This window comes from Paenibacillus andongensis (assembly GCF_025369935.1).
Taxonomy (GTDB): domain Bacteria; phylum Bacillota; class Bacilli; order Paenibacillales; family NBRC-103111; genus Paenibacillus_E; species Paenibacillus_E andongensis.
On the sequence record NZ_CP104467.1, the window covers coordinates 2,310,677 to 2,324,799 of the forward strand.

The 14,123-nt window shown below is 43.2% G+C and carries 6 protein-coding genes; all 6 read left to right on the forward strand.

What is annotated here, in order from left to right:
* The first annotated feature begins 349 nt into the window (after positions 1 to 349).
* Positions 350 to 6,580, forward strand: coding sequence for a golvesin C-terminal-like domain-containing protein (locus tag NYR53_RS10460; RefSeq protein ID WP_261305105.1), 6,231 nt, complete (start codon positions 350 to 352; stop codon positions 6,578 to 6,580).
* 40 nt (positions 6,581 to 6,620) lie between these two features.
* On the forward strand, positions 6,621 to 8,522 hold the full coding sequence (locus tag NYR53_RS10465; protein WP_261305106.1) for a cohesin domain-containing protein: 1,902 nt from the start codon (positions 6,621 to 6,623) through the stop codon (positions 8,520 to 8,522).
* Between the two features lie 221 nt (positions 8,523 to 8,743).
* Positions 8,744 to 10,276: a response regulator gene (locus NYR53_RS10470; RefSeq protein ID WP_261305107.1), complete on the forward strand. Its 1,533-nt coding sequence runs from the start codon at positions 8,744 to 8,746 to the stop codon at positions 10,274 to 10,276.
* A 206-nt stretch (positions 10,277 to 10,482) separates the two neighbouring features.
* The gene (locus NYR53_RS10475; protein WP_261305108.1) at positions 10,483 to 12,072 is read left to right on the forward strand and encodes a cache domain-containing sensor histidine kinase; all 1,590 of its coding nucleotides are present in this window, start codon (positions 10,483 to 10,485) and stop codon (positions 12,070 to 12,072) included.
* Positions 12,073 to 12,382: 310 nt separating this feature from the next.
* Positions 12,383 to 13,243 (forward strand): ABC transporter permease, encoded by an 861-nt coding sequence (locus NYR53_RS10480; protein ID WP_261306323.1) that lies wholly within the window; start codon positions 12,383 to 12,385, stop codon positions 13,241 to 13,243.
* On the forward strand, positions 13,237 to 14,097 hold the full coding sequence (locus NYR53_RS10485; protein WP_261305109.1) for a carbohydrate ABC transporter permease: 861 nt from the start codon (positions 13,237 to 13,239) through the stop codon (positions 14,095 to 14,097). The genes NYR53_RS10480 and NYR53_RS10485 overlap by 7 nt, the downstream gene beginning before the upstream one ends.
* Positions 14,098 to 14,123 lie beyond the last annotated feature (26 nt).

A 14,123-nucleotide genomic window follows, 5' to 3' on the forward strand; every position in this document is an offset into this window, starting at 1 on the left:
AGGGTGAATGAGCGAAAGCTCGTTCATCCTCTTTTTCACTCCACTCGATGACTAAGACAACAATCGAAGGTGCAACTAACAATTTTCGAGTCGGGCTGTTTCACGATAAATGCTGAAGCAGAACAAGAATTGGTACATTTATTGTATTTTTGTGTATACCGAAGTTCAATTCTTGGGTGATAAAATAAGTGAAGAATAATTATTGAAAGCGATTTCAATCGAATTCGCACGGTTCACTTTATCTAAGCTAAAAGCGGCAATTTTGTTTTATGGAAAGGGGTGATTTATTTTTGTGTAGTAAGGAATTATAGACCGATCCCATCGGAAATTTTATAAGGAGGCTGTATAAATGAGCAGGTCAAAATTGAAAGTATTATCATGGTTAATGATCCTTATATTCGCTTCAAATGCGTTGCTATTCAGCGGTGCTCAACCGGCAAGGGCGGAAGTGGCCCCCAGCGGAATCGTGTATTACGTTGATGCAACGCTTGGAAATGATGCCAATGACGGTTTGAGAACGGAAACACCATGGCGGACAATGGACCGGGTGAATAGCCAAATCCTGTCGCCGGGCGATAAGGTGCTTTTCAAAAGAGGAGAGATTTGGTATGGCTCGACTTTAAAACCTGCAAGCTCCGGTACGAATGCAAGTCATATTGTTTTCGATGCCTACGGCTCTACCACACTGCCCAAACCGAAAATTTCTGGAGCAACGCCAATAGCAGTCTGGATTGGGCCTGATGCAAACGGAGAGTATTATTCTTCGCTGCCGGCTGCAACTGCTTCCAAAACAATACTTTTGGAAAATGGTAGACGATTAAAGGGTAAAATGCAGGATTCACAACTGCCTGGCCCTGTTAAAGGTTATCTTGCAAACGGTTCATGGGCGCTAGATTTAAACAATAATTATATCTACTATAAACCGTCAAAAGGAACTTCCAGCGAGAATATGACGGAACTTGTGACAGGACCAACGAGAGCATTTGATTCAAATTCCCAAAGTTATGTGGAGGTAAACAACCTTGAATTGACAGGAGGCATGGATGAGGTAGGCTACATCGCACCAGGTAGTACAAATGTGATTGTAAAAGGGAACGATATTCATGCTGGAGATGGAGCGGGCGTTAGAGTAAACGGTTCCTCAAGCATTACGTTAAGTTACAATAATGTGTATGATATAAATTCAAGAGGCATTTGGATTGAAAGCGGTTCCACTGGTAGCGCTATCACTTATAATAAAGTCAGCGGCATCGGGAAGTTAAGCACGGATGATGGCGAACTTACAGGAATTGAGGTTGGGGGGACCAATACCCTTTCGAAGCCTTCAAATAATATCATTGATTACAATACAGTTAACGACATTGGAAGGGATTTCTATAAAGGGAAGAGCGGAACCAATGCCAGAGGAAGTATGAATAGTACGGGTGTTGTGGTTAATTCTTCCAATATGAACATCATTAAGTATAATAAAATATCAAGTATTTGGCGGACAGGAATACACCTTAAGACTGAATTTGGCGACTCCACTGCAAATAATATCTATGGAAACCTCATTTCCGATACGGGGAAAATGTATACGCTTGATTCAGGAAGCCATGGTATTATGCTGGAAAACAAAAACGGCAGTATCGGCGGATCGAAAATATACAATAATACAATCGCAAATTCCAAATTTACAAGTAGTATGGGAAAAGAAGCTGCGCTGGGACTCAACGTATACGGTGCGGCAACACTCGATAACTTACAGGTAAAAAACAACATTATTGCATTAAATTCTGGCGATTATGCCGTTGCCGTCGATCTGGACACTGGATCAGCGCTTACCAACTTCGCGTCTGATTATAACCTTATTTACCGATCTTCAGGCAATGCGGTTTACTGGAAACAAAACGGAGCATCCCAGGTATATGATTTCGCGCATATTGTCGGCAATACTGCTGGATATTATTCTTTTGACAAATCGCAAGAAAGCCATTCCAAATCCAATGACCCTCAGTTTGTTTCGGTGGAGAAATCGGATTTTCATTTGCTTGCCTCATCTCCGGCTGTAAATGCAGGGGGAGATATGGGTTTGACTAAAGACTTGGATAGTCTTCCAGCACCTAATAACGGCGGATTTGACATGGGTTGCTACGAAAGTGCATGGAGTCAGATCGATACCACTCCGGCAATCGTATCCGGAAGCGCCCTCGATCTGTCGGGAATGAATGGCGGCCCTGCCGGATCGAAAGGCTTCGTGAAAATCGATGGGAATGGCGATTATTATTTTACAAATGAGCCCAATAATAAAATAAAGTTCTATGGCGGCAATCTTAACGGCAGCTATGGTACGGATCCAACTAAGGCCGAAATGGTTATTATCGCCGACCGGCTTGCTGCTATGGGATATAATGTGGTGCGGTTTTCTTCCATAGACCAAGCGTATGACTGGGCAAAGGGAATTATGGTGAAGCCGACTTCCACGACAGTTACATTGGATGCGACCAAACTGGATAATTTCGAGTACTTCATTTCTTTGCTGAAGGCACGAGGCATTTATATCGATGTCGACATTTTGGCGTATGCGGATTTCTCAAGTGTTCCAAGCCTAAGCGTCTACGGCTCATTCGCTGCCAAATATATGGCAACGCTGTTTCCGGATGCCAAAACGATTTGGCAATCATTTGCTCAGCAGTGGCTTACTCATGTTAATCCGTACACCGGACTTGCCTTGAAGGATGATCCTATCTTGATGGGGCTGTCTCCCATGAATGAATCTCTGCTTTATAATGCTAATTTTAAAAACCCAATTGTAAAGGGATGGTTACTTGCAGACTTTAATACGTTTCTTGCTGCTAAAGGACATCCGGCTGTCACAACATTTCCAGATTCGTTTTGGGATGCGGATCCGAGCATTCGTGATGACCTTGCCGAGTATTTCACACAAAAAACCTTTAATTCCTATAATGAAATGAAAACGTACCTTAAGAATGTAATTGGAGTAAAGGCACCCATCGGAGGAATAAACTATATTAATGATTCTTTGGCCAACTATTGGCGGACTCAGGCGGATATCCATGAAACACATTTATATAATGGGCTTGTGGATGGCAGGGGAGCCGCATTTTCTTTTGCCCCGGGGTCACACCCTCGTTACAGTATGATATTTGCTCCGGAATCAAAGGCTAATTATGTGCCGCAATATGGCAGTACGATTTTTAAAAATTATATTCCGGGTCTTGCTCTTGGGCAACTATACCAGAAGCCTTTTGCATTAACCGAGTTTAATCAGGAGTTTCCGACCAAAGGCAGAGACGACCTTGGAATGATCGTCGCCTCGACAGGTGCTTATAATGGCTGGGACATGCTGAACAGGTTTAATTTTGCGACCAATGTCAAAGAAGCTGTTCAGCAAAGTCCTTTAGGTGGTGTAAACTCATTTGATTCTGCAACAGATACCTTGGTAACGATGTCGGAATATCAAAGCAACCTGATTTTCCGAAAAGGTCATATCACTGCAAGCGAGCCTAAATTTGTCATTGTCAGGGATAAGACATCGATCAAAACGCATGCGGCATCAACGGAAAATGAAGATTCAGAAAGTAACCGAATGTATATTCCGCATCTGTTCAAGATAGTTACCGTGTATGCGGATAAGCCTGAAGAACCCTATGCCATTTATAAAATTACGCCTGAGCTTACGCCGGAACAGATCGCAAGCGGTAATATTCCTGCCCAGAATAAGATATCCATTACGAAAAGCATGACCTTAAAGCAGGTTGCGGAGACGTTTATTAATGCTATTGATGATGTCAATCTGAAAAACAGTATGCTCTCTAATCTCAATCAAAATAAACTGGTTTCGGACACAGGGGAGCTTATTTTTGATCTTAATTTAAATACTTACCTGATCCATACCCCTTACGTAATTGGAGCCGCAGGAACGTTGAACAACAACTTATTCGAGCTTGGTCCTATATCCATAAAGGCAAGTGTGGATAAAGGAACCGTATCCGCAGCTTCGCTTGATGATCAACCGCTCGACAAAAGCGGGAGAATATTGGCCATTTATACCACCGACGTGGCAGCGACCGCGGAAGATACGATTCAAGATCTGACGGATGCCAACAAACGGACCTATGTAAAAGGGACATTGCCGACACTTGCCAAATATGGTACAGCCGAATTCGGTATGACAACAACGCTCGATCCGACGAAGTTTAAGGCTTACAAGCTGGCGACGAATGGTGCAAGACTGGAGGAAATGCCTGTCCAGGTGAGCGGGCAGCATATCTCCATTAACCTGGATACGGCGAAGGGGTTTGCTTTTGAGCTTGTTGCTTATCCCATTGATCTTCCGATTGTTGTACCCCCAACAACTCCGCCCCCGGTGGTTCCGCCTGCACCTGTGAAACCGGCAACGGAGATCACTATCGATAACGGCAGTGCGGAATTTACGGGAACCTGGAGCACGGCTTCTACAAATGCCAACAAATATGGCGCGGATTATGCTATTGTGGCCGGAGGCGTAGCAGGCGCCAATAAGATGAGATGGCGACCGACTATTCAGGCGTCAGGCGAATATGAGGCGTACTACTGGCTGCCAGATGGAAATAGCAGTATGGCGAAGAACGTTGCGTTTACGGTTTACGATGGCAAAGCGAGCAAAGCTCTCACAGTGGATGAGAGTAAACCCGGCGGACAGTGGGTTTCGCTTGGCACGTATACGTTTAAGCGCGGCACCACGGGGTATGTTGAAATTACCGACAATGTGACAGGCAACATTGTAGGTGATGCTGTCAAGTTCGTGATGCGAAGCATCATTATGGATGATAGCGATGCGCAAGGCACCGGGAAATGGACGTCATCCAGCTTTAACCCCAACTATTATTCGGATGGTTACGTTAACGCGACGAACGGAGCTGGCGCCAATAAATTAACCTGGAAACCGTATATCCCGGTGAGCGGCAATTACGACGTTTACTACTGGCTCCCTGACGGCAGCAGCAACAGAGCGAATGCGGCACCGTTTACCATTAATTACAGCGGCGACTACCAAGTGTTCTATGTGGATCAAACTGCCCCAGGGGGCAAGTGGGTTTTATTCGGCAGCTTCTTCTTTGATGAAGGGACGAGCGGCTATGTGGAACTGAATGATAACGCAAGCGGTTACGTGATCGGCGACGCCATCAAATTTGCTCTTCCTAACAGCACACCGCCCGTGACACCAGAGATACCACCGCCGACTCCACCTGTCACGGAGCCAGTGGAAATCATCATAGACAATACTAGTGCGACAGCTACAGGAACGTGGAATCTTGGTACAAGTAAGCCTAACAAATACGGTGCAAACTATAGTACCATTTCGGCTGATGGCACTGGAACGCATAAAGTCAAATGGACGCCAACCATCTCTACTGAAGGCGATTATGAAGTGTACTACTGGCTTCCTGATGGCAGCAGCGACCGTCCAAGTGCAGCCCAATTTACGGTCTACTATAGCGGAGGCAGCAAGCTGTATACGGTTGATGAAAGGGTTGTCCCAGGCGGGAAGTGGGTCTTGCTTGGGAAGCATCATTTAGTTCCAGGTACTTCAGGGTATGTGGAGTTAACTGATAAATCAAGCTATGGCAATATCATAGCCGATGCGATCCGATTTTATCTGCCGGCCACCCCTCAAGATTTACAGCTGCCTTCATGGAACGGAGGAGGTAGTTTAACCGTCAGCAATGCGACCTATAATGGCGTTACTTTAAACTGGACGCCGGCAACCGATAATGTTGGTGTAACCAATTACAAAATATATCAAAATGGGGCCTTGATACAAACCGTCCAGGGAAGTGTATATAGTTATGATGTAACAGGCTTGTCACCTAGCACCTCTTACTCTTATAAGGTAACAGCTGGAGACGCAGCCGGCAATTCGTCAACAGACAGCTTGACCAATACAATGAAGTTGAATGTGATTGTTACGAATCCACTCTATGTCTCTTTTGACAATAAAGCCAAGATCATGGAAGCAGGGGAAGAAACAACGGTTCGTTTGATGACTTCGACAGCTGTATGGGGTGGAAACTTTAGCGTCTCCTACGATAATAGCTTGTTTGACGTTGAGACAACTGATATTGTCCTGAGCGACCAGTTGGCTAATCTTGGTGTAACAGCTTCGGTCTATTCAAATGTCTATCGTGCGGACGGTCTCCTTAACATTAAATTGAACCTGAACAATCAGATCAACCCGCAACTTGGCAGCAGCGTCGAGCTTTTGAAAATTAAATTCAAGGGAAAACAGCTAACAGGCAAAGCCATATTTAAAGTTCGCAAGGAAAGCGCGATAGCTAAGAAAGACGGCAGCTTTACGTTTGCTAAGAATGATTACCAGGATAGCTTCATACTGGCCAATTCAAATGTAGACGGAGATGCCATCATCAACGAACAAACCTATGTAAAGGTGCTAAGCAATATCGCCAATCATTTGAGAATGACAAGCACCGATAGTCATTTTGACCCGAGACTAGACATGAATATGGACGGAAAGATCGACATCGTGGATATGGTCTATGTGTATAAAAGACTCATCCTACTGAGAAGTCAAAGGTAAAATGCACAGAATGGCAATAATAAAAAGGGGAGGTAGTACTGTGCGGAAATTAATGGCAATGCTTCTGGCGCTAATGTTTCTATTAGGCACGGCAGCTGTGATGGATACACATAAAGTCCATGCACAGAATAATACTTCAATTATAGCGACGACCGACAAAACCAGCTATTACGTAGGCGATACCGTAAAGGTAACCATAATGGGACAGAATATTCTCGACCTGAATGGGGTCGGATTTACGCTGAATTATGATGCAAGCCTGTTAAATTTGCAGGGAAGTGGTTTTGTACTGTCCCCGTCGTACGAATCCTTTGGAGGAGCGATCGTAGATACAACCAATGGTGCATTGACCTATGACATATTAAATAAAGCCCCTGTTCAATTTACAAAAACCGAACCCATAGGTCAGATCGATTTTAAAGTGTTGAAGAGCGGGATAGGGACAATACGATTAAGTGGAATTATAGCAGTAGATGGTAATCTGTTACAGGTTCAGTCCAGTACACAGACTCAGACTGCCTTTAGTGTCGGTGTTCAACTGCCAGCGCCAACCATGGCAGCGAATATTACGGCGCCGACCAACACGGATGTAACCGTAACGATCAGCTATCCGTCTGACGCAGCGGTGAAGGAATACAAAGTGGGCGCTGGCGCATGGACAGCATACACCGCCCCAGTACTCGTTTCCGATAATGACACCGTGTATGCAAGAGGAACGGATGCCGTAGGCAACGTATCGAATGTAACGAACTATGTGGTAAGCAATATCGATAAAACAGTGCCTGTTACTGCAGCAGCCGTATCGCCTCTACGGCCGGATGGACCAAATGGCTCGTACGTGAATCCGGTAACGGTAACATTGACCGGCACCGATAACTTGTCGGGTGTGGCGAAAACAGAGTACAGTTTGAATAACGGGACAACATGGCAGTTTTATACGTCGGCTGTTACGTTCGACAAGCAGGGCCAATATAACTTGATTTATAAGTCAACGGATCAAGCAGGGAATGTTGAGCTTCCTCAGAATCTCAGCTTTGCTCTTGCCGCAACAGCTGTAAAAGTCCAGCTAAATGACAGCAACGGGAATCCGCTCGGCGGCGGAACAGTCAAATACTATGATGGAGGATGGAAGGATTTTGGAGTAACCGATGCTTCCGGAACGGTAAGCAAATCTCTACCGAATAAAAGCTACACTTTCGCGATGACGTATGAAGGAACGTACAAGGAAATTGTGCAAAATACAGGAACAAGTGAAGTGGTCGTATTCCAGACGGTCAACGTCAAGGTGCAACTGAAGGATAGCCAAGGGAATCTGATCGATGGCGGTGCTGTAAAATATTATGCAGGAAGCTGGCGGACCATCGGCAATACAAGCGGCGGCGAGATCAGCAAGGAATTGTTGTCTGGCTCCTATACCTTCGGCATGACGTATGAAGGAACGTACAAGGAAATTGTGCAAAATACCGGAACAAACGCAGTGGTCGTATTCCAGACGGTTAACGTCAAGGTACAGCTGAAGGATAGCCAAGTGAATCTGATCGACGGCGGATCTGTGAAGTATTATGCAGGAAGCTGGCGGACCATCGGCAATGCAATCGGCGGCGAGATCAGCAAGGAATTGTTGTCCGGCTCCTATACCTTCGGCATGACGTATGAAGGAACGTACAAGGAAATTGTGCAAAATACCGGAACAAACGCAGTGGTCGTATTCCAGACGGTTAAAGTCAAGGTACAGCTGAAGGATAGCCAAGGGAATCTGATCGACGGCGGATCTGTGAAATATTATGCAGGAAGCTGGCGGATCATCGGCAATACAAGCGGCGGTGAGATCAGCAAGGAAATGTTGTCCGGCACATATACCTTCGGGATGACTTATGGGGTAACGTACAAGGAAAGTGTAAATAACGTCACCACAAATCCAACGGTAGTATTCCAAATGTAAAAATATGGAGTTCAACAAAACGGCTGCATCTGTAACCGTAACTGTGCCGCATGATCAATCCGGCAATAACTAATTGAGCTATTGCACTGATCGAATACAGGCTCTATGATTAAAGAATAATCATTTCAGCTGAGAAAGCCCCAAAATCCTTTGGGGCTTTCTCAAATTCTAAGAAAGCATTTTGAGTGTGATATCCTATCCCGATGAATGGAGACCCTGAAATGGATGATCATGTTTTAAGCGTACTCATTGTGGATGATGAAATTCCCATTCGCCAAGAATTGCAAATGTATGATTGGGAAGCTCGCGGTGCAGTGCTTGTAGGTGAAGCTGGCAATGGAGAAGAGGCGCTTGAATTTTGCAGGAAATATGTACCCGATGTGATCATAACCGACATTACGATGCCCGTTATGAATGGACTGGCATTAATACGAACAGTAAAGAAGGAATTCCCACAGATTCAGGTCGTTATCCTTACCTGCCACAGTGACTTCGAGTATGCGCGAGAGGCGTTGAAGCTAGGGGCGATTGGATATGTCATTAAAGTCATGATGGATGACAGCGAATTGGAACAAACGCTTGTAGAGGCACGACGTGCGATTGAAAAGGAAAAATCGTACAACACGAAGAAAAAGGAAGAAAACAGGTGGAACCAATCCAAGCTGTTGGGACAACTGCTGACTCACAACGATTCCACGATGCAAGTATATAAAAGCTTGGCGGATCATGGGCTTGAACTTGCGTTTCCTCTCCGTATTGTGCGGTTTTATGTTGAAGCCAAGCATGGTGATTGGTTATTTGTTGATCGCGAAGTCCGGCATGTACTCGGGAGCTATGACCATGATTTTACATGGGTGCCCGTAGATATCGGTGAGCATTTTGTCTATTTTGGAAATCAAAGCAAGGATAGTCTAACGATGATAAAAACGATTGAAGCGGTCATTTCTGATATGAATCAGAAACTGGGAAATATTCACTTACATAAAGCTGAGTGTATTCATATCTATGCCTCTATTAGCGATGATGTGGAAAAGCCTGAACAATTCAATCAAGCGTTTCAAGAAATGAACCTTTGGAAAAATGTTTATTTTTACGACAGCAGCACCCGCGTGTTTTTGGGGAAACCAGAAGGTACGCATGTCATTGAGCCAAAGGCCCTTGCAACGATTGAAGAGAAGATGAAAAAGGTGATTTGGGATCAGGTTGGGTTATCCGCATTTATAGATGGAGACTTTTTCAATTGGGCGAAAGAACATCGTATCCTGCCGAATGAGCTTAAAAAATTGGTCCATAGATGGAATGTCTTATGGAATAAAGAGCTTGGCGATTTTAACGATGATGAAATATTGTCTCAGCACATCTTCCAGACTGTAACACTCAATGAAATGATTACTGCATTGATTCATGATATACATATCAATTTCAGTGGGGAAGAAAGGTATCGTCCGGAAATTCGCCTTGCCGGGAAGATCATACGGGAGAAGATCAGCCAGCCGCTCACTCTCTCTTCTGTAGCTGAAGAAGTCGGCTTAAGCTCGTCTTATCTAAGCCGTTTATTTAGCGAAGAGGTCGGAGAGTCATTTAATGATTATGTGACTCGGCTTCGTATGGAAAAAGCGGCGTTTCTCCTGAAAAATATGAATCTAAAAGTATATGAGGTAGCTGAACAGGTTGGGATCCCAAGCTATAGGTATTTTTCGATCGTATTCCGCAACTGGATGGGAGTTACGCCATTAGAGTTTAAAAAGGGATGAGATAGATGAAGAGCATGAAGTATTTTATGAAAAGCTATAGAAACTATGGAATTGCAACCAAACAGTTTTTATTGCTTTTTTTGTTGACCGTCACGATATTTATGATGATTTCTTGGAATAACATAGGAATATCGAAAAAAAGCTTTGAAAACAAGATGATTGAGGACTCAAAGCTAATGGTATTGCGGACAAATACCTTTTTGGATATGTATCTGGAAAATATTACAAATATTTTACTGCTTATTTCAGCACAGCAAGATCTGTTTGAAAACGGAACAAGCGATGAGGCGCAAAATATTTTGCAGCATTATGGAGAAATGAACGGCCATCTTATCAAAACGCTTTATTTAGTGCGATCAGACGGAAAGGTTTTTAGCAGCAAGCAATTACTTTATGATATATACGGAAATCAAATGCTGTCCAAATTAAATGAAATGGGAAGTCAGGGCGGTAATGGTTTGAAGTGGAGTGAACCGTACGAAACCGCATTATCGGATCGAACAGTGGCCTTCGTGTTTCCAGTCAGGAGTAAGGCTAACAAATATTTAGGGGCGGCCATAGCTGAGATTAGCCTAGAGTATTTGAATCAGAAAATCATTCCCATGGCTTCAAGCCGTGGGCAGACCATTACGTTAAGTTCCCTAGCGAATGAGCCTATCGTTTATGATCCTCAGAGTGATCTGCTGCCGTATGAAAAAGGAATTTTTCCACCAAAGATTCAAGGCGATTTTATTTCAAACATCGAGCAGATGAGCGATGGTATCAATCGAACCGAATTTGGCGCACAGAATTTTATTGTTGCGAATTCGAAAGGAAATAATTTGGGCTGGCGAACATCTTTCATAATGAATGAAAACATCTTGAATATGAACGTTTCTAAGCTGTATCACAATTTCGAAGTGACGGCTCTGCTCTGGATTATCGTTTTCTTGTTTGGTTCTTTTCTGATCTCCTATTATTTTACGAATCCAATACGTAAGCTTGTCCATAAAATGAATGCTGTCACCAAATATGGGAGATTATCCAATATTGAAATGAACCGTGAAGATGAAATCGGACAGCTTGCAAGGAGCTACAACTCCATGATGGACCGGATTCATATTTTAATTCATGAGATTAGAGAAGTTGAAGTGCAGAAAAAAGAATATGAGTTAAAAATGCTGCAAAGCCAGATAGGGCCACACTTTTTATATAATACATTAGCTTGTATCGGAAGTTTGGCTAAACAGGGGCGGAATACGGAAGTCCGGGATACGATTCGTTCACTTGTCAATCTATTATCGTACAGCTTTGACAAAAGGTATGAGTTTATTGCGCTCGAAGAAGAAATAGAAGCTTTGAACAGCTATATGAATATTCAAAAAACCAGATATGGCGATACATTCACCTGTCATTTTGATATCAATCCGGAACTAATGAGATGCAAGGTTCTCAAGCTTACACTGCAGCCCATTGTGGAAAATGCCATTTTTCATGGTCTGCTTTCAAAGAAAGGCTCCGGCAGCATTGAAATACGCGGTAGAATGATAAAAAACACAGTGAGAATATATGTGATTGATAACGGAATAGGCATGGAGAAGGAGCATTACAGCAAGCTGTTGATTTCCAGTAGAGACAGGAAACTGAGAGATGGGTTTAACAGTATTGGCATCATGAATGTGCATGAACGGATTCAAATTTACTTTGGCAAACAATACGGCCTTCATATTGTAAGCCGTATGAATCGGGGGACGATTGTCCGTATCGATTTGCCCATTATGAAAGATGATCATGACCGTCAGAGCAATTATGCCTGACGGTTTTTCCATTTTGATCAAGACAAAATCTAGAACATAATTGAAGGTTTTATGTATATCTGTCTGCATGGCAGGGGCGATATAATAAGGTAAAGAAATTGAATTCCAGGTGTTGCCGGTAGAGATATGGGGCTAGAATGGATGTGAATGAAAGCGATTTATTAGGAAAGCCTGAGGCTTGAAAGTAGTCATATGGAGGGAACGCGAGATGCAGGAAGACTTAGCAATAAAACAGACTAACGCGGTTAATCGGAAATTTGTATTTAGTAAATTTTTGCTCAATATATGGAGATATAAAGCTTTATATTTCATGCTTGCTCCTGGACTAATCTATTATTTGATATTTAAGTACATGCCCATGTTTGGGATTATCATTGCCTTCAAAGAGTACAACATTACGAAAGGCATTTTAAAGAGCCCTTGGGCTGATCCTTGGTATAAGTATTTTGAGGTTTTTGTAAGTTCGCCGTATTTTTCACAACTGCTGACAAATACGATTTTGATTAGTTCTCTTAAACTCATATTCGGAATGGTTCCACCAATTATCTTGGCGATATTGCTTAACGAATGCAGAATTTCATGGTTCAAAAGATTCATACAAACATTGAGCTATATGCCGCACTTTCTATCGTGGGTTATTATTTATGGTATTTTAATAGCTTTATTATCACAGGATAACGGCCTTTTCAATCGATGGATTGTTGAAGCCGGCGGCAAAGCCATTCCGTTTCTGACATCGGAAAATTGGTTCAGAAGCATTTTGGTCAGTTCTGACATCTGGCAAAACATGGGTTGGGGAGCTATTATTTATCTGGCCGCAATCGCAGGGATCGATCCCTCCCTATATGAAGCAGCAACGATGGACGGTTGCAAACGGATTCGCCTCATTTGGCATGTTACGCTTCCTAATTTACGGTCCATCATCACGATACTGTTAATCTTAAGACTTGGGAGTATTATGGATGCAGGATTTGAACAGGTCTATGTCCTGTACAACAGTTATGTTTATTCAGTGGGAGATATTATTGATACATGGGTGTACCGGACAGGTCTTGAACAGTTGAATTTTAGTTTGGCCGCATCAGTTGGCTTGTTTAAATCTATCATTGGCTGTGCATTGGTCTTGCTTTCCAATAGAATCGCTAAAAAATGGGGTGAAGGCATATGGTAAGGGGGAAAGGAGATCAGATTTTTGACGGCTTCGTTTTTATTTTTCTAATAGCAGTCGGCATTACAGCCCTTTTCCCGCTAATGTATGTTTTATCGGTTTCACTCACCCCTTTTTCAGAGCTATTGAAAAATGGCGGGTTTGTCATAATACCTAAAACTATCACTTTTATGGCTTATAAGGAACTGTTCTCGATGCCGCGCATACCTGATGCGCTCAGAATAACTCTCTTTATTACAATAGTAGGCACGATTGTTAATATGATTCTAACGGTACTGCTGGCCTATCCACTAAGTAGAAAAAAGCTTCCTGGTCGTAGTTTTTTCTTGTTGATGATTGTTTTCACCATGCTTTTTAGCGGAGGAATCATTCCATCCTACTTGACCGTTAAATATTTGGGTTTGCTGAACAGTGTATGGGCCATGATCATCCCAGGAGCGATCTGGAGTTTTAATGTATTGATTGTAAAAAGCTTTATTGAAAGCTTGCCGGAGGAGCTAATTGAGTCAGCCAATATAGATGGCGCTAAAGAGCTAAGGATTTTAATGCAAATTATTGTACCCCTGTCCATGCCGGTCATCATGACCGTGAGCCTATTTTATATGGTTGGGCATTGGAATGAATTTTTTCAGGCGATTTTGTATGTGACACCGCTTAAGCTTCAACCTCTCCAGATCGTTGTAAGATCCATCTTATTGCAGTCCAATCAGGCTTTTGAAAATCCTGAGGCAACATTGCCTTCAGCTACGCTGCAGATGGCGGTGGTCATCTTCGCAAGTGCGCCGATGATTATGGTGTACCCGTTTATTCAGAAATATTTTACAAAAGGCATGATGCTTGGCGCGATTAAGGGTTGATATTTTGATAAGATATTGCGGTTTTC